General features: G+C 55.2%; 18 protein-coding genes, 6 tRNA genes and 3 rRNA genes. 23 read left to right on the forward strand and 4 right to left on the reverse strand.

Annotated elements, in window-relative coordinates:
• Positions 1-62: 62 nt before the first annotated feature.
• Together LOY38_RS03150 and hemJ are read right to left on the reverse strand one after the other, a co-directional pair.
• Entirely contained in the window at positions 63-1,031 is a 969-nt protein-coding gene (locus LOY38_RS03150; protein WP_258698821.1) for a nitronate monooxygenase family protein, read from the reverse strand.
• A gap of 34 nt (positions 1,032-1,065) precedes the next feature.
• The gene (hemJ, locus tag LOY38_RS03155; protein ID WP_258698822.1) at positions 1,066-1,497 is read right to left on the reverse strand and encodes a protoporphyrinogen oxidase HemJ; all 432 of its coding nucleotides are present in this window, start codon (positions 1,495-1,497) and stop codon (positions 1,066-1,068) included.
• A gap of 136 nt (positions 1,498-1,633) precedes the next feature.
• Here hemJ and argC point away from each other — a divergent pair, with 136 nt between their 5' ends.
• Together argC and erpA are read left to right on the forward strand one after the other, a co-directional pair.
• A complete protein-coding gene (gene argC / locus LOY38_RS03160; RefSeq protein WP_007941665.1) occupies positions 1,634-2,668 on the forward strand; it encodes an N-acetyl-gamma-glutamyl-phosphate reductase in 1,035 nt (344 codons plus the stop codon).
• 168 nt (positions 2,669-2,836) lie between these two features.
• The gene (gene erpA, locus LOY38_RS03165; RefSeq protein ID WP_007906865.1) at positions 2,837-3,187 is read left to right on the forward strand and encodes an iron-sulfur cluster insertion protein ErpA; all 351 of its coding nucleotides are present in this window, start codon (positions 2,837-2,839) and stop codon (positions 3,185-3,187) included.
• 72 nt (positions 3,188-3,259) lie between these two features.
• Here erpA and LOY38_RS03170 read toward each other — a convergent pair whose 3' ends face one another.
• Positions 3,260-4,351 carry an anhydro-N-acetylmuramic acid kinase gene (locus LOY38_RS03170; RefSeq protein WP_258698823.1) on the reverse strand — a complete coding sequence of 364 codons (1,092 nt, stop codon included), beginning with the start codon at positions 4,349-4,351 and terminating at the stop codon, positions 3,260-3,262.
• A gap of 3 nt (positions 4,352-4,354) precedes the next feature.
• Entirely contained in the window at positions 4,355-5,773 is a 1,419-nt protein-coding gene (locus LOY38_RS03175; protein WP_258698824.1) for a peptidoglycan DD-metalloendopeptidase family protein, read from the reverse strand.
• Between the two features lie 210 nt (positions 5,774-5,983).
• Between LOY38_RS03175 and tyrS the strand changes: the two genes are divergently transcribed.
• From tyrS to rpoB, 21 genes are all read left to right on the forward strand, one after another.
• On the forward strand, positions 5,984-7,183 hold the full coding sequence (gene tyrS, locus LOY38_RS03180) for a tyrosine--tRNA ligase (protein WP_258698825.1): 1,200 nt from the start codon (positions 5,984-5,986) through the stop codon (positions 7,181-7,183).
• 542 nt (positions 7,184-7,725) lie between these two features.
• Positions 7,726-9,264 (forward strand): 16S ribosomal RNA (locus LOY38_RS03185).
• A 163-nt stretch (positions 9,265-9,427) separates the two neighbouring features.
• Positions 9,428-9,504, forward strand: a tRNA-Ile gene (locus LOY38_RS03190).
• Positions 9,505-9,534: 30 nt separating this feature from the next.
• A tRNA-Ala gene (locus LOY38_RS03195) sits at positions 9,535-9,610 on the forward strand.
• A 236-nt stretch (positions 9,611-9,846) separates the two neighbouring features.
• A 23S ribosomal RNA gene (locus LOY38_RS03200) occupies positions 9,847-12,738 on the forward strand.
• A 144-nt stretch (positions 12,739-12,882) separates the two neighbouring features.
• Positions 12,883-12,998: ribosomal RNA gene (gene rrf, locus LOY38_RS03205) — 5S ribosomal RNA — on the forward strand.
• Together the 16S, 23S and 5S rRNA genes with 2 tRNA genes alongside form the textbook arrangement of a ribosomal RNA operon.
• 135 nt (positions 12,999-13,133) lie before the next feature.
• A complete protein-coding gene (birA, locus tag LOY38_RS03210; RefSeq protein WP_258698826.1) occupies positions 13,134-14,093 on the forward strand; it encodes a bifunctional biotin--[acetyl-CoA-carboxylase] ligase/biotin operon repressor BirA in 960 nt (319 codons plus the stop codon).
• Positions 14,083-14,832, forward strand: a complete 750-nt coding sequence (locus tag LOY38_RS03215; RefSeq protein WP_258698827.1) for a pantothenate kinase — start codon at positions 14,083-14,085, stop codon at positions 14,830-14,832. The genes birA and LOY38_RS03215 overlap by 11 nt, the downstream gene beginning before the upstream one ends.
• A 7-nt stretch (positions 14,833-14,839) precedes the next feature.
• Positions 14,840-15,280, forward strand: coding sequence for a hypothetical protein (locus tag LOY38_RS03220; RefSeq protein WP_258698828.1), 441 nt, complete (start codon positions 14,840-14,842; stop codon positions 15,278-15,280).
• A 143-nt stretch (positions 15,281-15,423) separates the two neighbouring features.
• Positions 15,424-15,508: transfer RNA gene (locus LOY38_RS03225), tRNA-Tyr, on the forward strand.
• A gap of 25 nt (positions 15,509-15,533) precedes the next feature.
• Positions 15,534-15,607, forward strand: a tRNA-Gly gene (locus tag LOY38_RS03230).
• A 26-nt stretch (positions 15,608-15,633) separates the two neighbouring features.
• Positions 15,634-15,709, forward strand: a tRNA-Thr gene (locus LOY38_RS03235).
• Between the two features lie 84 nt (positions 15,710-15,793).
• Positions 15,794-16,987: an elongation factor Tu gene (gene tuf, locus LOY38_RS03240; protein WP_003186103.1), complete on the forward strand. Its 1,194-nt coding sequence runs from the start codon at positions 15,794-15,796 to the stop codon at positions 16,985-16,987.
• Positions 16,988-17,040: 53 nt separating this feature from the next.
• Positions 17,041-17,116, forward strand: a tRNA-Trp gene (locus LOY38_RS03245).
• 45 nt (positions 17,117-17,161) lie between these two features.
• Positions 17,162-17,530 (forward strand): preprotein translocase subunit SecE, encoded by a 369-nt coding sequence (gene secE, locus LOY38_RS03250; RefSeq protein WP_007896620.1) that lies wholly within the window; start codon positions 17,162-17,164, stop codon positions 17,528-17,530.
• Between the two features lie 9 nt (positions 17,531-17,539).
• On the forward strand, positions 17,540-18,073 hold the full coding sequence (gene nusG / locus LOY38_RS03255) for a transcription termination/antitermination protein NusG (protein WP_007933727.1): 534 nt from the start codon (positions 17,540-17,542) through the stop codon (positions 18,071-18,073).
• Positions 18,074-18,190: 117 nt separating this feature from the next.
• Positions 18,191-18,622, forward strand: coding sequence for a 50S ribosomal protein L11 (gene rplK, locus LOY38_RS03260; RefSeq protein ID WP_007933726.1), 432 nt, complete (start codon positions 18,191-18,193; stop codon positions 18,620-18,622).
• A complete protein-coding gene (gene rplA / locus LOY38_RS03265; protein ID WP_007933725.1) occupies positions 18,622-19,317 on the forward strand; it encodes a 50S ribosomal protein L1 in 696 nt (231 codons plus the stop codon). Before rplK ends, rplA begins: the two co-directional genes overlap by 1 nt.
• 198 nt (positions 19,318-19,515) lie before the next feature.
• Positions 19,516-20,016, forward strand: coding sequence for a 50S ribosomal protein L10 (gene rplJ, locus LOY38_RS03270; RefSeq protein WP_095147408.1), 501 nt, complete (start codon positions 19,516-19,518; stop codon positions 20,014-20,016).
• 77 nt (positions 20,017-20,093) lie between these two features.
• The gene (rplL, locus tag LOY38_RS03275) at positions 20,094-20,459 is read left to right on the forward strand and encodes a 50S ribosomal protein L7/L12 (protein ID WP_258698829.1); all 366 of its coding nucleotides are present in this window, start codon (positions 20,094-20,096) and stop codon (positions 20,457-20,459) included.
• Positions 20,460-20,679: 220 nt separating this feature from the next.
• Complete coding sequence (rpoB, locus tag LOY38_RS03280) at positions 20,680-24,753, forward strand: DNA-directed RNA polymerase subunit beta (protein ID WP_018925655.1); 4,074 nt, start codon at positions 20,680-20,682, stop codon at positions 24,751-24,753.
• The last annotated feature ends 22 nt before the right edge of the window (positions 24,754-24,775 follow it).

The raw sequence follows: 24,775 nt of genomic DNA on the forward strand, positions 1-24,775 counted from the left end.
AATAGAAGATGTTGCAAGGGGCGGTGTAGGGCCAGCCGGGAGGGACTGGCCAAGTTTTCCTGTCAACGCGGCCAGCGCTTTGGCAGTGCAGCTGCCAGTTCCAGCGCCTTGCGGTATTCGGCTTCGAGACGTGCGACCAGTTGATCGACACTCGGCAAATCATCGATTTCTCCGACGCCCTGGCCTGCGGACCACACGGTTTTCCAGGCTTTGGCTTCATCGTTCAACGGTTTGAGCTTGGAGCCGAAGTCTACCTCGCCCTTGCGTTGCAGTGCCGCCATGTCGAAACCGGCGGCCTCCAAGCTCTGACGCATGAAGCTTGCCGGTACACCCGACACCGCTGGAGTATGGACGATGTCTGCGGCTCTGGAAGTCAGGAGCATCTCCTTATAGGCGTCAGGCGCATGACTTTCCGTGGTGCCGATAAATCGCGTGCCGAAGTAGGCCAGATCCGCACCGAGCAATTGCGCGGCGAGAATCTCGTGGCCATGGTTCAGGCAGCCGGCCAGCAGCAGGGTCTTGTCGAAGAACTGGCGAATCTCGGCAACCAGCGAGAACGGGCTCCAGGTCCCGGCATGACCACCGGCGCCCGCAGCCACGGCGATCAAACCATCCACGCCGGCCTCGGCCGCCTTTTCCGCGTGGCGACGGGTCGTCACGTCGTGAAACACCAGGCCGCCATAGCTGTGTACCGCATCGACCACCTCTTTCACGGCGCCGAGGCTGGTGATCACAATCGGCACTTTGTGCTCGATGCAGATCGCCAGGTCCGCCTGCAATCGCGGGTTGCTGTTGTGGACGATCAGGTTCACCGCGTAAGGCGCGGGGTTTTCCAGTGTCGCCAGCCCTGCTTCGATTTTTTCCAGCCAGGCCTTGAATCCGCTGCTCTCACGCTGATTCAACGCGGGAAAGCTGCCCACCACGCCATTACGGCAGCAGGCGAGCACCAGCTCAGGGTTGGAAATCAGGAACATCGGCGCCGCCACTACAGGCAGACGCAAACGTTGTTCAAGCAAGGCGGGCAACGACATTGGAAGTACCCCGGGTGAGTTGTGCCTGTTGGAGTCAGAACGGTCGGACGACGACCAGAATTACGATAGCCAGCAATATCAGAACCGGCACTTCATTGAACCAGCGATAAAAGACATGGCTGCGAGTGTTTTCGCCACGGGCAAAACGTTTTACCTGTGCGCCGCACATGTGGTGGTAGCCGATCAGAATCACCACCAGGGTCAACTTGGCGTGCATCCATGCGCCTTGGCTGAAATAGGCACTCGGGTTGAGGCTGATCAGCCAGATGCCGAACACCAGGGTGGCGATCATTGCCGGCCCCATGATGCCCCGGTACAGCTTGCGCTCCATGATGCTGAAGCGTTCCTTGCTGACGGTGTCTTCACTTTGGGCGTGATAGACGAACAGGCGCGGTAGATAGAACAGGCCGGCAAACCAGCAGACCATGCTGATGATGTGAAGCGCTTTGAGCCACAGATAAAGCATTTTTAGTTATTCCCAGGGTTCACGGTAGCGGGAATAGTAGAGGCTTGAGCCGCCACACGTCACCTTGACGGTTGTCGCAGGGCCGCGCGGCCCCTATTATCGACGGCTTTCCAGTGGGTTCGTTGAGGGCAGGTTTATGGTCAAGGTCGGTATCGTCGGCGGCACGGGTTACACCGGTGTCGAACTGCTGCGTCTGTTGGCACAGCATCCGCAAGCTGAAGTGGTAGTGATCACTTCCCGATCCGAGGCAGGCCTGGCCGTGGCCGACATGTACCCGAACCTGCGAGGCCATTACGACGGCCTGGCGTTCAGCGTTCCGGACATCAAGACCCTCGGGGCCTGCGACGTGGTGTTCTTCGCCACGCCGCACGGTGTCGCCCATGCCCTGGCGGGTGAGTTGCTGGCTGCCGGGACAAAGGTCATCGACCTGTCGGCAGACTTCCGTCTGCAAGACGCCGATGAGTGGGCCAAGTGGTACGGCCAGCCGCACGGCGCGCCGGAACTGCTGGAGGAGGCGGTCTACGGCTTGCCGGAAGTCAATCGCGAGCAGATCAAGCAGGCGCGCTTGATCGCTGTACCGGGTTGCTATCCGACCGCGACGCAATTGGGTTTCCTGCCGCTACTCGAAGCGGGCCTGGCCGATACCACTCGCTTGATCGCTGACTGCAAATCCGGTGTCAGCGGTGCCGGTCGTGGTGCCTCGGTGGGTTCGCTGTACTCCGAAACGTCGGAAAGCATGAAGGCTTACGCCGTCAAAGGGCACCGTCACTTGCCGGAAATTCGCCAGGGGCTGCGTCGCGCAGCGGGCAAGGACGTCGGTCTGACCTTCGTTCCGCACCTGACGCCGATGATTCGGGGTATTCACTCGACGCTCTACGCGACCGTCGTGGATCGTTCGGTGGATCTGCAAGCGCTGTTTGAAAAGCGTTATGCCAACGAACCGTTCGTCGACGTCATGCCGGCCGGCAGCCATCCGGAAACCCGCAGCGTGCGCGGTGCCAACGTTTGCCGTATCGCCGTGCATCGGCCGCAGGACGGTGATCTGGTGGTGGTGCTGTCGGTCATCGACAACCTGGTCAAAGGTGCGTCGGGTCAGGCGGTGCAGAACCTGAATATCCTGTTCGGCCTGGATGAGCGCCTGGGCCTGTCCCATGCCGGCATGCTGCCGTAAGGCTGTATCCCGCACAGCAAAAAGGCCCGTTGAACGGGCCTTTTTGCATTTCGGTCTGGCGATTGGGTTGGCTGATATACCGTAACAATAGTTGACCGATTTTCTGGGAGAAGCGGATAATGCGCGTCATCACGCATTATGGCGGCGTAACGCCGGGAGATAGTCAGCATGAGCGTCGAATCCTTCACCCCCACGGCTTTGCAATTCACCCACGGTGCCGCGCACAAGGTGAAGAGCCTGGTCGATGAAGAGGGGAATGATCGCTTGAAGCTGCGCGTATTCGTTACGGGCGGCGGTTGTTCAGGGTTTCAGTACGGCTTCACCTTCGATGAAGAAGTGGCCGATGACGACACCATCGTCGAGCGCGAAGGCGTCAGCCTGGTGGTTGATCCGATGAGCTTCCAGTACCTGGCAGGTGCCGAAGTGGATTACCAGGAAGGTCTGGAAGGTTCGCGTTTCGTGATCAAGAACCCGAACGCTACCACCACGTGTGGCTGCGGCTCTTCGTTCTCGATCTGATCGCACCTCACCGCATCAACAGGCGCCGCAGGGTTTCAAGGCTCTGCGGCGTTTTGCTGTCTGGGGTTTCGATCAGGCGGGGTAGATGGCGCCGAGAATGCGCAAGCCGCGGGCACCGGTGACGCTCGGGCGGTTGGCCGCGATGCCTTCCAGGCAGCAGTGAGCCAGCCAGGCGAAGGCCATGGCTTCGACCCAGTCTGGATCTATGCCATGAGTCGCGGTGCTGCTGACTTTTGCGTTCGGCAACAGGCTGGCCAACCGCTTCATCAACGTGGCGTTGTGCGCGCCGCCGCCGCAGACCAGCAACTCCCGCGTATCCGACTGGGCGCTTTGTAATGACTCGACGATGGTCAGCGCAGTCAACTCAAGCAGCGTGGCCTGTACGTCTTCGGCAGCGAAGGTCTGTAGTTGTGACAGATGCTGCATCAGCCACGGCAGGTTGAACACTTCACGGCCAGTGCTCTTCGGGCCTTGGGTTACAAAGAATGGATCACTGAGCAGCTCGTTCAACAGAACAGGTTCAACCTTGCCGCTGGCGGCCCATTGGCCGTCACGATCGAAGTTGTCGCCGCGTTGCCGGTGAATCCAGGCATCCAGCAGGACGTTGCCCGGGCCGCAGTCAAAACCCGCGACAGGCTTGCCGGGTTCGATCAGGCTGAGGTTGCTGAATCCGCCGACGTTCAGCACTGCACGGTTACCAGGCTGCGCATCGAACAGGGCTTCGTGAAAGGCTGGAACCAATGGAGCGCCTTGTCCGCCAGCGGCTACATCGCGGCTGCGGAAGTCGCTGACCACGGTGATGCCGGTCAGCTCGGTGAGCAAGGCGGGGTTGCCGATCTGTACCGTGAACCCGCGCGCCGGCTCGTGTCGAATGGTCTGGCCGTGGCTGCCAATCGCGCGAATGTCACCAGGCTTGAGGTTTTGTTGATCAAGAAGGGTATGAATGCCCTGTGCGGCCAGTTTCACCCAGTTCTGCTGGGCGATGGCGGAGCGGGCAATCTCGTCCGAGCCGCTGGCGCACAAGCCAAGCAGCTCGGCGCGCAGGGAGTCAGGCATGGGGATGTAATGGGTGGCGATCAGCTTGATCGCCGGGGTTTGCTCGATCAAGGCAATGTCCAGGCCATCTAGGCTGGTCCCGGACATCACACCTATATAGAGCGCCATGGCTCAGCGTTTACTCGAAGCCAGCTGGGTGGTTTTCTCTTGATCCATGCGCGCCATCAGCGGTTGGCTTTGCGCGAGGAAGCGTGAGCGTTCAGCTTTGGAGATCGGATCGGCCATCGCCACCTTCTGACCCAGCGGGTCGACGTGCACGCCATTGACTTGGAACTCGTAGTGCAAGTGCGGGCCGGTGGAGAGGCCGGTGGTACCGATGTAACCGATCACCTGACCTTGCTTGACGCTGCCGCCAGTCTTGATGCCTTTGGCGAAGCCCTGCATGTGGCCGTACAACGTGCGGTAGGTGCTGCCGTGCTGGATGATCACGGTGTTGCCGTAACCGCCGCGGCGACCGGCCAACAATACTTGACCGTCACCGGCAGCCTTGATCGGTGTGCCGCGCGGTGCTGCGTAATCGACACCCTTGTGGGCGCGGATCTTGTTCAGGATCGGGTGCTTGCGGCCCATGGAGAATTTCGAGCTGATGCGGGCGAAGTCTACCGGAGTGCGGATGAACGCCTTGCGCATGCTGTTGCCGTCAGCCGTGTAGTAGCTGCTATTGCCTTGTTTGTTGGTGTAGCGCACCGCGGTGTAAGTCTTGCCGCGGTTGGTGAAGCGTGCGGAGAGGATCGGACCGTTGCCGACCGCTTTGCCGTTGACGACCTTCTGCTCATAGATCACATCGAACTCGTCACCCTGGCGAATATCCTGGGCGAAGTCGACGTCATAGCCAAACACGCTGGCCATATCCATGGTCAGGCTGTGGGACAAACCGGCTCTGGCGGCGGATTGCGACAACGAACTGTTGATCACGCCATGAACGTAGGCGGAGCGAACGGTGGGCTTGGCGGTAATGCGGTTGAACGTAAAACCCTTGTCGTTCTTGGTCAGACTGATGCTTTCCATGTCGCTGACTTTACTGTGCAAATTGGTCAGCGTGCCATTCGGGCCCAGCTCGAACTCAAGCTTCTGGCCATGTTTGAGCTGGCTGAACTGCTTGGCCTGCTTGTCGCTGGCCAGCACTTCATGCACCGAAGTGGCCGGAAGGCCGACTTTCTCGAACAGGGTCGAGAGAGTGTCGCCTTTGGCAACGATCACTTCCCTGTGGCCTGGCGCCTTCTTTTCTTCGGCGACTGGCGCGGGTGCGACCTGGGCGGTTTCCTGAGTGTCTTCGGCGCTGTTTTCGATCTGCGCGAAAGGGGAGGCTGCCGGCTCATTTGTGGCTTGGACGGCGTCGGCAGCGTCTTGATCTTGTGTCAGTTGTTCTGCAGGGCTTTCCAGTTCAAGACTCAGGGTCGTCTTTTTTGCTTCAACATCACTGGAAGGGAACACCAGAAGCGCCAGGCTCAGAAGGGCGGCGATACCACTCGCCGCGAGCAGGTGGGTCTTCGGGTAAAGCGGTGGCGCTTTAGACGGTTCTGTGGTCATAAGTAATTTTGACTTTGAAAAAATGAATTGGAAAAGATGAATGACATGATGAAGACGAAATAACTGTATAAAATATAACCAAATCATCTCTGAAGCAAGCCTGCGGACGCTCTGTCTGTGGATTGGCGTCCGCGCGCCGGGCAAAACTTGTATTTGACGCCCGATCTTGTATGGTTGGTCCCCTTTGAATTCGAGCCTTGCGGGTCTGTTATGAAGTCGGTTGAAGAGCAGCTAGCGCTGATCAAACGTGGTGCGGAAGAACTGTTGGTCGAGTCCGAGCTGATCGAAAAGCTCAAGCGTGGCCAGCCGCTACGTATTAAGGCAGGCTTCGATCCGACTGCGCCTGATTTGCACCTGGGTCACACCGTGCTTATCAATAAGCTGCGCCAGTTCCAGGATCTGGGGCATCAGGTGATCTTCCTTATAGGTGACTTCACCGGGATGATCGGTGATCCGAGCGGCAAGAGCGCGACACGTCCTCCGCTCACCCGTGAGCAGGTTCTCGAGAATGCCGAGACCTACAAGACTCAGGTCTTCAAGATTCTTGATCCGGCCAAGACCGAAGTGGCGTTCAACTCCACCTGGATGGACCAGATGGGGCCGGCGGATTTCATTCGCCTGACTTCGCAATACACCGTGGCTCGCATGCTCGAGCGCGACGACTTCGACAAGCGCTACACAACCAATCAGCCCATCGCCATTCACGAGTTCCTCTATCCGTTGGTTCAGGGTTATGACTCGGTCGCCTTGCGCGCGGATGTTGAGCTGGGCGGTACCGATCAGAAGTTCAATCTACTGATGGGGCGTGAGCTGCAGCGTAGTTATGGTCAGGAGGCTCAATGCATTCTGACCATGCCGTTGCTCGAAGGATTGGATGGCGTGAAGAAGATGTCCAAGTCGTTGGGCAACTATGTTGGTATCCAGGAGGCGCCGGGTGTCATGTACGGCAAGCTGGTCTCTATTCCTGATGTGCTGATGTGGCGTTACTTCGAATTGCTCAGCTTCCGCTCCATGGAAGAGATCAATGCTTTGCGGGCTGACGTCGAGGCGGGTGCGAATCCGCGTGATATCAAGATCAAGCTGGCCGAAGAGATCGTTGCGCGCTTCCATGGTGAAGAGGCTGCGGCCAATGCTCACCGTGCGGCGGGCAATCGTATGAAGGACGGTGAGCTGCCGGATGATCTGCCAGAGATCGAATTGACCGCTGCCGAAGATATGCCGATCGCTGCCGTTCTTAATAAAGCAGGTCTGGTGAAGAATTCCGCCGTGGCGCGCGATCTTCTGGGCTCTGGTGGGGTGCGTATAGATGGTGAGGTTGTCGATCGCACCTTTATATACGTACTGGGTGCGACCCATGTTTGCCAGGCCGGGAAGAAGGCATTTGCGCGTATTACGCTTAAATCCGAATAAAGCTGAAATCAGCAGATTCTGGACGTCTATAATTCGCCCCACTTCCGGCGCAGTCGAAACGGAAAACTCCTTGGTAAACAATGAGTTACGCAGTTTTCGGCAGCGGTTACGCTTCAGTTCATCGAGGTCAGAAGGAGTTGGTAAGGCAGTGTGTTGTCGCCTTATTGACGGTTCGATCTTCTCGGTCGAAAGCGGAGAAAAACAGGTGTTGACAGCAGCGACTAACGCTGTAGAATTCGCCTCCCGCTAACGAGAGATCGGAGGCGCAAGTGGTTGAAGTTGCAAAGGAAACTTTGAAAACTTCTGAAAATAACCGCTTGACAGCAACAGAGGCTGCTGTAGAATGCGCGCCTCGGTTGAGACGAAAGATCTTAACCAACCGCTCTTTAACAACTGAATCAAGCAATTCGTGTGGGTGCTTGTGGAGTCAGACTGATAGTCAACAAGATTATCAGCATCACAAGTTACTCCGCGAGAAATCAAAGATGTAACCAACGATTGCTGAGCCAAGTTTAGGGTTTCTTAAAAACCCAAAGATGTTTGAACTGAAGAGTTTGATCATGGCTCAGATTGAACGCTGGCGGCAGGCCTAACACATGCAAGTCGAGCGGCAGCACGGGTACTTGTACCTGGTGGCGAGCGGCGGACGGGTGAGTAATGCCTAGGAATCTGCCTGGTAGTGGGGGATAACGCTCGGAAACGGACGCTAATACCGCATACGTCCTACGGGAGAAAGCAGGGGACCTTCGGGCCTTGCGCTATCAGATGAGCCTAGGTCGGATTAGCTAGTTGGTGAGGTAATGGCTCACCAAGGCGACGATCCGTAACTGGTCTGAGAGGATGATCAGTCACACTGGAACTGAGACACGGTCCAGACTCCTACGGGAGGCAGCAGTGGGGAATATTGGACAATGGGCGAAAGCCTGATCCAGCCATGCCGCGTGTGTGAAGAAGGTCTTCGGATTGTAAAGCACTTTAAGTTGGGAGGAAGGGCAGTTACCTAATACGTAATTGTTTTGACGTTACCGACAGAATAAGCACCGGCTAACTCTGTGCCAGCAGCCGCGGTAATACAGAGGGTGCAAGCGTTAATCGGAATTACTGGGCGTAAAGCGCGCGTAGGTGGTTCGTTAAGTTGGATGTGAAATCCCCGGGCTCAACCTGGGAACTGCATTCAAAACTGTCGAGCTAGAGTATGGTAGAGGGTGGTGGAATTTCCTGTGTAGCGGTGAAATGCGTAGATATAGGAAGGAACACCAGTGGCGAAGGCGACCACCTGGACTGATACTGACACTGAGGTGCGAAAGCGTGGGGAGCAAACAGGATTAGATACCCTGGTAGTCCACGCCGTAAACGATGTCAACTAGCCGTTGGGAGCCTTGAGCTCTTAGTGGCGCAGCTAACGCATTAAGTTGACCGCCTGGGGAGTACGGCCGCAAGGTTAAAACTCAAATGAATTGACGGGGGCCCGCACAAGCGGTGGAGCATGTGGTTTAATTCGAAGCAACGCGAAGAACCTTACCAGGCCTTGACATCCAATGAACTTTCCAGAGATGGATTGGTGCCTTCGGGAACATTGAGACAGGTGCTGCATGGCTGTCGTCAGCTCGTGTCGTGAGATGTTGGGTTAAGTCCCGTAACGAGCGCAACCCTTGTCCTTAGTTACCAGCACGTAATGGTGGGCACTCTAAGGAGACTGCCGGTGACAAACCGGAGGAAGGTGGGGATGACGTCAAGTCATCATGGCCCTTACGGCCTGGGCTACACACGTGCTACAATGGTCGGTACAGAGGGTTGCCAAGCCGCGAGGTGGAGCTAATCCCATAAAACCGATCGTAGTCCGGATCGCAGTCTGCAACTCGACTGCGTGAAGTCGGAATCGCTAGTAATCGCGAATCAGAATGTCGCGGTGAATACGTTCCCGGGCCTTGTACACACCGCCCGTCACACCATGGGAGTGGGTTGCACCAGAAGTAGCTAGTCTAACCTTCGGGAGGACGGTTACCACGGTGTGATTCATGACTGGGGTGAAGTCGTAACAAGGTAGCCGTAGGGGAACCTGCGGCTGGATCACCTCCTTAATCGACGACATCAGCTGCTCCATAAGTTCCCACACGAATTGCTTGATTCATTGAAGAAGACGATAAGAAGCAGCCTGTATCAGGTTGTAGCTGTGTTGGTTAGAGCGCACCCCATGCTGTGTGGTAAAGAGCAGGGTGAGGTCGGCCTTAGTAGCTCGAAATTGGGTCTGTAGCTCAGTTGGTTAGAGCGCACCCCTGATAAGGGTGAGGTCGGCAGTTCGAATCTGCCCAGACCCACCAATTTTGTGTGGGAAACGCCTGTAGAAATATGGGGCCATAGCTCAGCTGGGAGAGCGCCTGCCTTGCACGCAGGAGGTCAACGGTTCGATCCCGTTTGGCTCCACCACTACTGCTTCTGTTTGTTGAAAGCTTAGAAATGAGCATTCCATCGTGATGATGGTGAATGTTGATTTCTAGTCTTTGGCTAGATCGTTCTTTAAAAATTTGGGTATGTGATAGAAAGATAGACTGAACGTTACTTTCACTGGTAACGGATCAGGCTAAGGTAAAATTTGTGAGTTTAATCGCGAATTTTCGGCGAATGTCGTCTTCACAGTATAACCAGATTGCTTGGGGTTATATGGTCAAGTGAAGAAGCGCATACGGTGGATGCCTTGGCAGTCAGAGGCGATGAAAGACGTGGTAGCCTGCGAAAAGCTTCGGGGAGTCGGCAAACAGACTTTGATCCGGAGATGTCTGAATGGGGGAACCCACCTAACATAAGTTAGGTATCTTAAGCTGAATACATAGGCTTAAGAAGCGAACCAGGGGAACTGAAACATCTAAGTACCCTGAGGAAAAGAAATCAACCGAGATTCCCTTAGTAGTGGCGAGCGAACGGGGACTAGCCCTTAAGTGGCTTTGAGATTAGCGGAACGCTCTGGAAAGTGCGGCCATAGTGGGTGATAGCCCTGTACGCGAAAATCTCTTGGTCATGAAATCGAGTAGGACGGAGCACGAGAAACTTTGTCTGAATATGGGGGGACCATCCTCCAAGGCTAAATACTACTGACTGACCGATAGTGAACTAGTACCGTGAGGGAAAGGCGAAAAGAACCCCGGAGAGGGGAGTGAAATAGATCCTGAAACCGTATGCGTACAAGCAGTGGGAGCCCACTTTGTTGGGTGACTGCGTACCTTTTGTATAATGGGTCAGCGACTTATTTTCAGTGGCGAGCTTAACCGAATAGGGGAGGCGTAGCGAAAGCGAGTCTTAATAGGGCGTCTAGTCGCTGGGAATAGACCCGAAACCGGGCGATCTATCCATGGGCAGGTTGAAGGTTAGGTAACACTGACTGGAGGACCGAACCGACTACCGTTGAAAAGTTAGCGGATGACCTGTGGATCGGAGTGAAAGGCTAATCAAGCTCGGAGATAGCTGGTTCTCCTCGAAAGCTATTTAGGTAGCGCCTCATGTATCACTGTAGGGGGTAGAGCACTGTTTCGGCTAGGGGGTCATCCCGACTTACCAAACCGATGCAAACTCCGAATACCTACAAGTGCCGAGCATGGGAGACACACGGCGGGTGCTAACGTCCGTCGTGAAAAGGGAAACAACCCAGACCGTCAGCTAAGGTCCCAAAGTTATGGTTAAGTGGGAAACGATGTGGGAAGGCTTAGACAGCTAGGAGGTTGGCTTAGAAGCAGCCACCCTTTAAAGAAAGCGTAATAGCTCACTAGTCGAGTCGGCCTGCGCGGAAGATGTAACGGGGCTCAAACCATACACCGAAGCTACGGGTATCACTTAGGTGATGCGGTAGAGGAGCGTTCTGTAAGCCTGTGAAGGTGAGTTGAGAAGCTTGCTGGAGGTATCAGAAGTGCGAATGCTGACATGAGTAACGACAATGGGTGTGAAAAACACCCACGCCGAAAGACCAAGGTTTCCTGCGCAACGTTAATCGACGCAGGGTTAGTCGGTCCCTAAGGCGAGGCTGAAAAGCGTAGTCGATGGAAAACAGGTTAATATTCCTGTACTTCTGGTTATTGCGATGGAGGGACGGAGAAGGCTAGGCCAGCTTGGCGTTGGTTGTCCAAGTTTAAGGTGGTAGGCTGGAATCTTAGGTAAATCCGGGATTCCAAGGCCGAGAGCTGATGACGAGTGTTCTTTTAGAACACGAAGTGGTTGATGCCATGCTTCCAAGAAAAGCTTCTAAGCTTCAGGTAACCAGGAACCGTACCCCAAACCGACACAGGTGGTTGGGTAGAGAATACCAAGGCGCTTGAGAGAACTCGGGTGAAGGAACTAGGCAAAATGGCACCGTAACTTCGGGAGAAGGTGCGCCGGTGAGGGTGAAGGACTTGCTCCGTAAGCCCACGCCGGTCGAAGATACCAGGCCGCTGCGACTGTTTATTAAAAACACAGCACTCTGCAAACACGAAAGTGGACGTATAGGGTGTGACGCCTGCCCGGTGCCGGAAGGTTAATTGATGGGGTTAGCTAACGCGAAGCTCTTGATCGAAGCCCCGGTAAACGGCGGCCGTAACTATAACGGTCCTAAGGTAGCGAAATTCCTTGTCGGGTAAGTTCCGACCTGCACGAATGGCGTAACGATGGCGGCGCTGTCTCCACCCGAGACTCAGTGAAATTGAAATCGCTGTGAAGATGCAGTGTATCCGCGGCTAGACGGAAAGACCCCGTGAACCTTTACTATAGCTTTGCACTGGACTTTGAATTTGCTTGTGTAGGATAGGTGGGAGGCTTTGAAGCGTGGACGCCAGTTCGCGTGGAGCCATCCTTGAAATACCACCCTGGCAACTTTGAGGTTCTAACTCAGGTCCGTTATCCGGATCGAGGACAGTGTATGGTGGGTAGTTTGACTGGGGCGGTCTCCTCCTAAAGAGTAACGGAGGAGTACGAAGGTGCGCTCAGACCGGTCGGAAATCGGTCGTAGAGTATAAAGGCAAAAGCGCGCTTGACTGCGAGACAGACACGTCGAGCAGGTACGAAAGTAGGTCTTAGTGATCCGGTGGTTCTGTATGGAAGGGCCATCGCTCAACGGATAAAAGGTACTCCGGGGATAACAGGCTGATACCGCCCAAGAGTTCATATCGACGGCGGTGTTTGGCACCTCGATGTCGGCTCATCACATCCTGGGGCTGAAGCCGGTCCCAAGGGTATGGCTGTTCGCCATTTAAAGTGGTACGCGAGCTGGGTTTAGAACGTCGTGAGACAGTTCGGTCCCTATCTGCCGTGGACGTTTGAGATTTGAGAGGGGCTGCTCCTAGTACGAGAGGACCGGAGTGGACGAACCTCTGGTGTTCCGGTTGTCACGCCAGTGGCATTGCCGGGTAGCTATGTTCGGAATAGATAACCGCTGAAAGCATCTAAGCGGGAAACTAGCCTCAAGATGAGATCTCACTGGGACCTTGAGTCCCCTGAAGGGCCGTCGAAGACTACGACGTTGATAGGTTGGGTGTGTAAGCGCTGTGAGGCGTTGAGCTAACCAATACTAATTGCCCGTGAGGCTTGACCATATAACACCCAAGCAATTTGCTGACTCGAGAGAGCACCAGATTGCGGTGTGTGAAGACGCAATGAACCGAAAGTTCGCACAAACACACAAACTATCGCATACCCAATTTGCTGAAGCGTCGAAAGACGGTTCGGTACCCGAATTTCTTGACGACCATAGAGCATTGGAACCACCTGATCCCATCCCGAACTCAGCAGTGAAACGATGCATCGCCGATGGTAGTGTGGGGTTTCCCCATGTGAGAGTAGGTCATCGTCAAGATTAAATTCCGAAACCCCTATCTGCGTATGCAGGTAGGGGTTTTGTTTTGCCCGCAGGAAAGTTCACCTGCGGGGTTTCTATGCAACGGCTCGGGGCATGGCTATCATGCGGGCCTCATTGTGAGGCGAGGCTTGCATGCTGACGTTGTTAAAGCTTCTTAAGGATGGCCGATTCCATTCGGGCCAGGCCCTGGGCGTTGCCTTGGGCGTCAGTCGTAGTGCCGTATGGAAGCAGCTTCAACATTTGGAGGCTGAGCTCGGTTTATCTATCCACAAAGTGCGCGGTCGCGGCTATCAACTGGCTGCGCCATTGACGCTGCTTGATCCTGTTGAGATAAGCGCGAGGGCGCCTTCCTGCGAGTGGCCCATTTTAGTCTTCGACTCAATTGACTCTACCAACGCTGAAGCCTTGCGCGCCATCGGGCGTGGTCAGGCTGCGCCGTTTCTGGTGCTCGCTGAGCGACAGACAGCTGGGCGCGGGCGGCGCGGGCGCAAGTGGGTAAGCCCGTTCGCGGAAAACATCTATTACAGTCTGGTGTTGCGCATTGAGGGTGGGATGCGGCAGCTCGAAGGCCTGAGTCTTGTTGTGGGACTCGCCGTAATGCAAGCCTTGCGAGTGCTTGGCGTTTCAGCGGTGGGATTGAAGTGGCCTAATGATGTTCTGGTGGGTCGGAAAAAGATTGCTGGAATATTGCTTGAGCTAGTGGGGGATCCTGCTGATGTGTGTCACGTAGTGATCGGTGTTGGAATCAATGTAAACATGCAGATGACCGACGAGGTTGATCAGCAGTGGACCTCCATGCGGCTCGAGTCGGGTAAGGTGATTGATCGTAATCACCTGGTTGCGGAGTTGGGTTCGATGCTTCAGACCTACTTGAGTCGCCACCAGGCCAACGGATTTTCAGCTATCCAGGCAGAGTGGGAGCAAAATCATCTATGGCAGGGGCGGGCGGTGTCGTTGATAGCCGGTGTTAGTCAGATAGATGGAGAGGTGCTGGGTATCGATAGTCAGGGTGCCTTGCGCTTGAAGGTGGATGGTGTGGAAAAAGTCTTTAGTGGTGGTGAGCTCAGCCTGAGGTTGCGTGATGATTCTTGAGCTCGATTGTGGAAACAGTTTCATCAAGTGGCGTGTGCTCGGCGCGGATATTCGGCGGGTGGTTGGTGAGGGTGTCGTTGACTCGGATTTTGCGTTGCTGGAAAGTTTGAAAGGGCTTGCAGGGCTCGATCTCAAACATTGCAGGTTGGTCAGCGTCAGAACCGCAGAAGAAACCAATGCATTAATTTCTATGCTTGCAGAGGCTTTCGGCGTTTCCGTGGTGTGCGCGGTACCGGCTCGCGAAATGTCTGGAGTTCGAAATGGCTACGAGGAATTCGAGCGGCTAGGGCTCGATCGCTGGCTTGCAATGCTCGGAGGATTTCATCTGGCTTCGGGGGCTTGTCTGGTGCTGGACTTTGGTACCGCTGTTACTGCTGATTTTATTGCCAGGGATGGTGAGCATCTCGGAGGATTCATCTGTCCTGGGATGCCATTGATGCGCAACCAGCTGCGTACCCATACCCGTAGAATTCGCTATGGAGATCTTGCTGCCGAGCGTGCTCTGGAGAGTTTCGCGCCAGGACGTACAACCGTCGAGGCGGTCGAACGAGGTTGCTCGTTGATGCTGAGAGGTTTTGTTCTGACTCAGCTGGAGTTGGCGCGCAGCTATTGGGGAGAAGATTTTGCTGTATTCCTCACGGGGGGGGACGCTGAACTGGTGTCTGAGATTGTGCCCAAGGCCAGGGTCGTCCCTGATCTGGTATTCGTAGGTTTGGCTATGGCATGTCCCTTGTCCTGAGGTCTTTATGCGTTGGTTGTTCCTGTTACTGCTTGTTCTCAATGTGTTTTATTACGTCTGGCACCAACAGGAGGCCCCGCTTCGAGCGAAAGATGTAACCCCCTTGAGTTTGTACCGCGGTTCACAGCAGGACATTCGCTTGTTGAGCGAAGCGACTGATAAGAATCGAGACAAAGGAAAATCCGCGCAGGTGGACAGTGGTTGTCTCTATCTGGGAGGTTCTGTTCGGCAGGAAGTCGCTCAGGCCATCGAGCGTCGATTGAGTGGCATGGACATCAAGTTTCAGCCCTTGCCAAAGGATCTCCCTGAATATGCTGGTTACTGGGTGCGTGTGGTGCCGGAAAGCCGGCGTTTGCTGGATGACTCGCAGCTGCAAAACCTTTCTAAAGAATTCAATGAGTTAAAACATAAAATAATGCCGTGTGAGGGGGTTGCGCCTGCCGGATAGTTTGCATAGAATGGCGCCCGCTTCGCAGTGAAGACCTTCTGAAGGTTGACGGTGCAAGGCGAGGTCAACGCAGCTAACCTCAGGTTTTTAATGAGAAAATGCTTGACAGAAGGCTGGCATGATATAGAATGCCGGCTCGCTTAGGAGGGGTTCCCGAGCGGCCAAAGGGATCAGACTGTAAATCTGACGTCTACGACTTCGAAGGTTCGAATCCTTCCCCCTCCACCAGATTTTAGCGTGAGCTGCAAGCTCCGCGGGTATAGTTTAGTGGTAGAACCTCAGCCTTCCAAGCTGATGATGCGGGTTCGATTCCCGCTACCCGCTCCAAGTTTGCAGGTTGTGCAATGTGTTTCGCTCTTGTAGCTCAGTTGGTAGAGCACACCCTTGGTAAGGGTGAGGTCAGCGGTTCAAATCCGCTCAAGAGCTCCATATAACAAGGCAGATATGAAAATATCTGCCTTTGTTTTAATGGCTGATGTTACTTGCTTAATTCTTCTGCTAGGGGTGATTTCGATGGCTAAGGAAAAGTTCGAACGTAATAAGCCGCACGTCAACGTTGGTACCATTGGTCACGTCGACCACGGTAAAACCACTCTGACCGCTGCTCTGACTCGTGTCTGCTCCGAAGTTTTCGGTTCGGCCAAGGTTGACTTCGACAAGATCGACAGCGCCCCAGAAGAAAAAGCTCGTGGTATCACCATCAACACCGCTCACGTTGAATACGATTCGGCCGTGCGTCACTACGCACACGTTGACTGCCCAGGTCACGCCGACTACGTAAAAAACATGATCACCGGTGCTGCTCAGATGGACGGCGCTATCCTGGTTTGCTCGGCCGCTGATGGTCCGATGCCGCAAACCCGTGAGCACATCCTGCTGTCCCGTCAGGTAGGCGTTCCGTACATCGTTGTCTTCCTGAACAAGGCTGACATGGTAGACGACGCTGAGCTGCTGGAACTGGTTGAGATGGAAGTGCGCGATCTGCTGAGCACTTACGACTTCCCGGGCGACGACACTCCGATCATCATCGGTTCGGCGCTGATGGCTCTGAACGGTCAAGACGACAACGAGATGGGCACCACTGCCGTCAAGAAGTTGGTTGAGACTCTGGACAGCTACATCCCAGAACCAGAGCGTGCTATCGACAAGCCGTTCCTGATGCCAATCGAAGACGTATTCTCGATCTCGGGTCGCGGTACTGTTGTGACTGGTCGTGTTGAGCGTGGCATCGTCCGCATCCAGGAAGAAGTTGAGATCGTTGGTCTGCGCGATACTCAGAAAACTACCTGCACCGGCGTTGAAATGTTCCGCAAGCTGCTCGACGAAGGTCGTGCTGGCGAGAACTGCGGCGTACTGCTGCGCGGCACCAAGCGTGACGACGTTGAGCGTGGCCAGGTTCTGGTCAAGCCAGGCACCGTCAAGCCGCACACCAAGTTCACCGCAGAAGTTTACGTTCTGAGCAAGGAAGAAGGCGGTCGTCATACTCCGTTCTTCAAAGGCTACCGTCCACAGTTCTACTTCCGTACGACTGACGTGACCGGTAACTGCGAATTGCCAGAAGGCGTTGAAATGGTAATGCCAGGTGACAACATCCAGATGACTGTCACTCTGATCAAAACCATCGCGATGGAAGATGGTCTGCGTTTCGCTATCCGTGAAGGCGGTCGTACCGTCGGCGCTGGCGTCGTAGCCAAAGTCATCGAGTAAATAGTTGTAATGTCTTTTTCGGGCCGGCATAATGGTCGGCCTGATTTTGTTTTAGGTCAGTAGCTCAATTGGCAGAGCGACGGTCTCCAAAACCGTAGGTTGGGGGTTCGATTCCCTCCTGACCTGCCAGATTCACTTGGTGTGTCTGGCTTTCTTTTCACAGGATCTTCATAGATGACTCCTAAAGCTGAAGCTCAAGGCTCTCGCTTCGATCTGCTCAAGTGGCTTGTAGTAGTCGCTTTGGTGGTTGTTGGCGTTGTTGGCAATCAGTATTACTCTGCTTCGCCGATCCTGTACCGTGTACTCGCTTTGCTTGTCATTGCTGCTGTAGCTGCCTTTGTAGGCCTGCAAACAGTCAAGGGCAAGTCTTTCTTTGTACTGGTTAAGGAAGCTCGCACCGAGATTCGTAAAGTCGTATGGCCAACTCGCCAAGAAACCACGCAGACCACGTTGATTGTTGTGGCTGTTGTTCTGGTTATGGCGTTGCTGTTGTGGGGGCTTGATTCCCTGCTCGGCTGGCTTGTTTCCTTGATTGTCGGCTAAGGGTGTCCCGTGGCTAAGCGTTGGTACGTTGTGCATGCTTACTCGGGTTACGAGAAGCATGTCATGCGTTCGTTGATCGAGCGCGTAAAGCTGGCTGGCATGGAAGATGGCTTCGGCGAAATTCTGGTTCCCACTGAAGAAGTGGTTGAAATGCGTAATGGCCAGAAACGCAAAAGCGAGCGTAAATTCTTCCCTGGTTATGTGCTGGTTCAGATGGACATGAATGAGGGTACTTGGCACTTGGTCAAGGATACTCCTCGGGTGATGGGTTTCATCGGTGGTACTGCCGACAAGCCTGCGCCAATCACAGATAAAGAAGCAGAAGCGATTCTGCGTCGCGTTGCTGATGGTAGCGACAAGCCGAAGCCGAAGACATTGTTCGAGCCGGGCGAGTCGGTGCGTGTCAACGATGGGCCGTTTGCTGATTTTACCGGCACGGTTGAAGAAGTTAACTACGAAAAGAGCCGGATCCAAGTGGCGGTGCTCATTTTCGGTCGCTCTACTCCGGTAGAGTTAGAGTTCAGTCAGGTCGAAAAGGTCTAGCTGAGCAAGCATCCCAACCCCGCAGCCCTAGGCTGTGGGGTTTTGTCGTCACTGGGATAAACGCGCAAGTAACCGGGGAGCCTTTCGAGGCGTTTGAACCCGTAATTGGAGTGCCTCATGGCCAAGAAGATTACCGCTTACATCAAGCTGCAAGTGAAAGCCGCTCAGGCTAACCCAAGCCCACCTGTTGGTCCTGCTCTGGGTCAGCACGGCGTGAACATCATGGAGTTCTGCAAGGCTTTCAACGCCCGTACTCAGGGTCTTGAGCCAGGTCTGCCGACTCCAGTGATCATCACTGTCTACAGCGACCGTAGCTTCACTTTCGAAACCAAATCCACCCCTGCTTCGGTTCTGCTGAAGAAGGCTGCTGGTCTGACTAGCGGTTCCGCTCGTCCGAACACCGTTAAGGTTGGCACCGTAACTCGTGCTCAGCTGGAAGAAATCGCGAAAACCAAAAACGCGGATCTGACTGCAGCTGATATGGAGGCAGCCGTGCGTACTATCGCCGGTTCTGCTCGTAGCATGGGCCTTAACGTGGAGGGTGTGTAATGGCTAAGCTGACCAAGCGTCAAAAGGCTATCGCCGGCAAAATCGAAGCAGGCAAGGCCTACAATTTTGTAGACGCTGCTGCTCTGCTGTCCGAGCTGTCGACTGTCAAGTTCAGCGAGTCGTTCGACGTTGCTGTGAATCTGGGTGTTGACCCGCGTAAATCCGACCAGGTCGTTCGTAGTGCTACCGTGCTGCCGCACGGCACTGGCAAGACCGTTCGCGTTGCCGTGTTCACCCAAGGTCCTGCTGCTGAGGCCGCTCTGGCTGCCGGCGCTGACCGTGTAGGCATGGACGACCTGGCTGCCGAAATGAAAGGCGGCGACCTGAACTATGACGTAGTGATCGCATCCCCGGATGCAATGCGCGTTGTAGGTCAGTTGGGTCAGATCCTCGGTCCACGTGGTCTGATGCCTAACCCTAAAGTCGGCACTGTGACTCCAGACGTAGCTACCGCGGTTAAAAACGCCAAGGCTGGTCAGGTTCGTTATCGCACCGACAAAAACGGCATCATCCACACTTCCGTTGGCAAAGTCGGCTTTGATGCCGTCAAGCTGAAGGAAAACGTTGAAGCCCTGATCGCTGATCTGAAGCGTATCAAGCCAGCTTCCTCGAAAGGTATTTACGTCAAGCGCGTTACCCTGAGCACCACCATGGGTCCAGGTCTGGTCATCGACCAAGGCTCGCTCGACGCGTAAGACACCGGTTGGCGCAAGTGATTGCGCCAATTGAAAGATTGGGGTCCCTGCCTGGCGGGGGCTATCCAAGACCGTAGGCGACGCAAGTCTTAAACCTCAAGCCTACGCAGATGGTGCTCCCGGTTCCTTACCGAATCAGACACCAAAACGACATCCGGCCTCGGTTGGATGAAACGGTAACAAGCAGGAGTTAAACCCGTGGCAATTAAACTCGAAGACAAGAAGGCCATCGTCGCTGAAGTCAACGAGGCTGCCAAAGTCGCTCTGTCTGCTGTTGTGGCTGATGCCCGCGGTGTGACAGTAGGCGCAATGACCGGACTCCGTAAAGAGGCTCGTGAAGCTGGCGTTTACGTACGTGTCGTACGTAACACCCTGCTCAAGCGCGCAGTTGCTGACACTGAATACAGTGTCCTCAACGACGTGTTCACCGGCCCGACCTTGATCGCGTTCTCTAACCAACATCCAGGCGCTGCTGCCCGTTTGTTCAAAGAATTCGCCAAAGGTCAGGATAAGTTCGAGATCAAGGCAGCTGCGTTCGAGGGCAAGTTCCTCGCAGCTAATCAGATCGACGTACTGGCAACTCTGCCGACCCGTGACGAAGCAATTTCTCAGCTGATGAGCGTGATTCAAGGCGCTACCAGCAAATTGGCTCGTACTCTGGCGGCTATTCGCGACCAAAAAGAAGCTGTTGCAGCCTGAGGCTGAGCACTTCCTTTCGCGCTTTTTTGTTTATTTCGATGGTCGCGTAGGCCGTCCCCAAATCAGGAATTAGAGTCATGTCTATCTCTCAAGACGATATCCTCAACGCCGTAGCTGAAATGTCGGTTATCCAGGTTGTTGAGCTGATCAAAGCTTTCGAAGAAAAATTCGGCGTTACCGCTGCTGCTGCTTCCGCTGGCCCAGCTGTTGCTGCTGCCGTTGCTGAAGAGCAAACCGAATTCAACGTCATGCTGACCGAAGCTGGCGAGAAGAAAGTTAACGTGATCAAGGCTGTACGTGAACTGACCGGTCTGGGCCTGAAAGAAGCCAAGGCTGTAGTTGACGGCGCTCCTGCCATGGTTCTGGAAGCTGTTGCCAAAGACGCAGCTGACAAAGCCAAAGCAGCTCTGGAAGAAGCAGGCGCTAAAGTCGAGCTGAAGTAAGCATCGACTTTGCGTTTCCAGCCCGAGCGTTAAGCAAAAGGCTGATGGCTGGTGGCTCTTGCCACCGGCCTTTTTCCGTTATTGGCAGCCGACTGGGTCGGTGCTGGTAACGAGCTGTAACCACCCGATGCGGTGGCGCAAACCATGGGGTTTGCACGATTTTCTGGCTGCTCCCGTCGGGAGGGGCCAAACAAGCAGGTGACCAAGCTGGGGAACGCTGATGGCTTACTCATATACTGAGAAAAAACGTATCCGCAAGGACTTTAGCAAGTTGCCGGACGTCATGGATGTGCCGTACCTCCTGGCCATCCAGCTGGATTCGTATCGTGAATTCTTGCAAGCGGGAGCGACTAAAGATCAGTTCCGCGACGTGGGCCTGCATGCGGCCTTCAAATCCGTTTTCCCGATCATCAGCTACTCCGGCAATGCTGCGCTGGAGTACGTCGGTTATCGCCTGGGCGAACCGGCATTTGATGTCAAAGAATGCGTATTGCGCGGTGTAACTTACGCCGTACCTTTGCGGGTAAAAGTGCGCCTGATCATTTTCGACAAAGAATCGTCGAACAAAGCGATCAAGGATATCAAAGAGCAAGAAGTCTACATGGGTGAAATCCCCCTGATGACTGAGAACGGTACCTTCGTAATCAACGGTACCGAGCGTGTAATCGTTTCCCAGCTGCACCGTTCCCCGGGCGTGTTCTTCGACCACGACCGTGGCAAGACGCACAGCTCCGGCAAACTGCTGTACTCCGCGCGCATCATTCCTTACCGCGGTTCGTGGTTGGACTTCGAGTTCGACCCGAAAGACTGCGTATTCGTGCGTATCGACCGTCGTCGCAAGCTGCCTGCATCGGTATTGCTGCGCGCGCTGGGCTATACCACCGAAGAAGTGCTGGATGCGTTCTACACCACCAACGTCTTCCACGTGCAAGGTGAAAACCTCAGCCTGGAACTGGTGCCTCAGCGCCTGCGTGGTGAAATTGCTGTCCTCGATATTCAGGATGACAAAGGCAAGGTTATTGTCGAGCAGGGTCGTCGTATTACCGCTCGCCACATCAACCAGCTGGAAAAAGCCGGGATCAAAGAGCTGCAAGTGCCTCTGGACTACGTCCTGGGTCGCACTACCGCCAAGGTCATCGTGCATCCGGCTACCGGCGAAATCCTGGCAGAGTGCAACACCGAGCTGAACACCGAAATCCTGGCAAAAATTGCCAAGGCCGGCGTTGTTCGCATCGAAACTCTGTACACCAACGATATCGACTGCGGTCCGTTCGTCTCCGACACCCTGAAGATCGACTCCACCAGCAACCAATTGGAAGCACTGGTCGAGATCTATCGCATGATGCGTCCAGGCGAGCCGCCAACCAAAGACGCGGCCGAGACGTTGTTCAACAACCTGTTCTTCAGCCCTGAGCGCTATGACCTGTCTGCGGTCGGCCGGATGAAGTTCAACCGTCGTATCGGTCGTACCGAGATCGAAGGTTCGGGCGTGTTGTGCAAAGAAGACATCGTCGCGGTTCTGAAGACTCTGGTCGACATCCGTAACGGCAAAGGCATCGTCGATGACATCGACCACCTGGGTAACCGTCGTGTTCGCTGCGTAGGCGAAATGGCCGAGAACCAGTTCCGCGTTGGCCTGGTACGTGTTGAGCGTGCGGTCAAAGAGCGTCTGTCGATGGCTGAAAGCGAAGGCCTGATGCCGCAAGACCTGATCAACGCCAAGCCAGTGGCTGCGGCGGTGAAAGAGTTCTTCGGTTCCAGTCAGCTGTCGCAGTTCATGGACCAGAACAACCCGCTGTCCGAGATCACCCACAAGCGTCGTGTTTCCGCACTCGGCCCTGGTGGTTTGACTCGCGAACGTGCAGGCTTCGAAGTCCGTGACGTACACCCGACTCACTATGGTCGTGTATGCCCGATTGAAACGCCGGAAGGTCCGAACATCGGTCTGATCAACTCCTTGGCGGCCTATGCGCGCACCAACCAGTACGGCTTCCTCGAGAGCCCGTACCGCGTGGTGAAAGATGCTCTGGTCACCGACGAGATCGTGTTCCTGTCCGCCATCGAAGAAGCCGATCACGTGATCGCTCAGGCTTCGGCCACGATGAACGACAAGAAAGTCCTGATCGACGAGCTGGTAGCTGTTCGTCACTTGAACGAATTCACCGTCAAGGCGCCGGAAGACGTCACCTTGATGGACGTATCGCCGAAGCAGGTAGTTTCGGTTGCTGCGTCGCTGATCCCGTTCCTCGAGCACGACGACGCCAACCGTGCGTTGATGGGTTCGAACATGCAGCGTCAAGCTGTACCAACCCTGCGCGCTGACAAGCCGCTGGTAGGTACCGGCATGGAGCGTAACGTGGCTCGCGACTCCGGCGTTTGCGTCGTGGCTCGTCGTGGTGGCGTCATCGATTCCGTCGACGCCAGCCGTATCGTGGTTCGTGTTGCTGATGACGAAGTTGAAACCGGCGAAGCTGGTGTCGACATCTACAACCTGACCAAGTACACCCGCTCCAACCAGAACACCTGCATCAACCAGCGTCCGCTGGTGAGCAAGGGTGATCGGGTTCAGCGCAGCGACATCATGGCTGACGGTCCGTCCACCGATATGGGTGAGCTGGCTCTGGGTCAGAACATGCGCATCGCGTTCATGGCATGGAACGGCTTCAACTTCGAAGACTCCATCTGCCTGTCCGAGCGTGTGGTTCAGGAAGACCGTTTCACCACGATCCACATTCAGGAACTGACCTGTGTGGCGCGTGACACCAAGCTTGGGCCAGAGGAAATCACTGCAGACATCCCGAACGTGGGTGAAGCTGCACTGAACAAGCTGGACGAAGCCGGTATCGTTTACGTAGGTGCTGAAGTTGGCGCAGGCGACATTCTGGTAGGTAAGGTCACTCCGAAAGGCGAGACCCAGCTGACTCCGGAAGAAAAGCTGCTGCGTGCGATTTTCGGTGAAAAAGCCAGCGACGTTAAAGACACTTCCCTGCGTGTGCCTACCGGCACCAAGGGTACTGTCATCGACGTACAGGTCTTCACTCGTGATGGCGTTGAGCGTGATGCTCGTGCTCTGTCGATCGAGAAGACTCAACTCGACGAGATCCGCAAGGACCTGAACGAAGAGTTCCGTATCGTTGAAGGCGCAACTTTCGAACGTCTGCGTTCCGCTCTGGTCGGCCACAAAGCCGAAGGCGGCGCCGGTCTGAAGAAAGGTCAGGAAATCACCGACGAAGTTCTCGACGGTCTTGAGCACGGCCAGTGGTTCAAACTGCGCATGGCTGAAGATGCTCTTAACGAGCAGCTCGAGAAGGCTCAGGCCTACATCGTTGATCGCCGCCGTCTGCTGGACGACAAGTTCGAAGACAAGAAGCGCAAACTGCAGCAGGGCGATGACCTGGCTCCAGGCGTGCTGAAAATCGTCAAGGTTTACCTGGCAATCCGTCGCCGCATCCAGCCGGGCGACAAGATGGCCGGTCGTCACGGTAACAAAGGTGTGGTCTCCGTGATCATGCCGGTTGAAGACATGCCGCACGATGCCAATGGCACCCCGGTCGACGTCGTCCTCAACCCGTTGGGCGTACCTTCGCGTATGAACGTTGGTCAGATCCTTGAAACCCACCTGGGCCTCGCGGCCAAAGGTCTGGGCGAGAAGATCAACCGGATGGTCGAAGAGCAACGTAAAGTCGCTGAACTTCGCACCTTCCTGGACGAGATCTACAACCAGATCGGCGGTCGTAACGAAGATCTGGACAGCTTCTCCGACCAGGAAATTCTGGATCTGGCGAAGAACCTGCGTGGCGGCGTTCCTATGGCCACTCCAGTGTTCGACGGCGCCAAGGAAAGCGAAATCAAGGCCATGCTGAAACTGGCAGACCTGCCAGAAAGCGGCCAGATGCAGCTGACCGACGGCCGTACCGGCAACAAGTTCGAGCGCCCGGTTACTGTTGGCTACATGTACATGCTGAAGCTGAACCACTTGGTAGACGACAAGATGCACGCTCGTTCTACCGGTTCGTACAGCCTGGTTACCCAGCAGCCGCTGGGTGGTAAGGCGCAGTTCGGTGGTCAGCGTTTCGGGGAGATGGAGGTCTGGGCACTGGAAGCATACGGTGCTGCTTACACTCTGCAAGAAATGCTCACAGTGAAGTCGGACGATGTGAACGGCCGGACCAAGATGTACAAAAACATCGTGGACGGCGATCACCGTATGGAGCCGGGCATGCCCGAGTCCTTCAACGTGTTGATCAAGGAAATTCGTTCCCTCGGCATCGATATCGATCTGGAAACCGAATAACACGTGACGCGAATCGAGAGCG

This window comes from Pseudomonas sp. B21-015 (assembly GCF_024749285.1).
In the GTDB taxonomy this organism is placed as follows: Bacteria; Pseudomonadota; Gammaproteobacteria; order Pseudomonadales; family Pseudomonadaceae; genus Aquipseudomonas.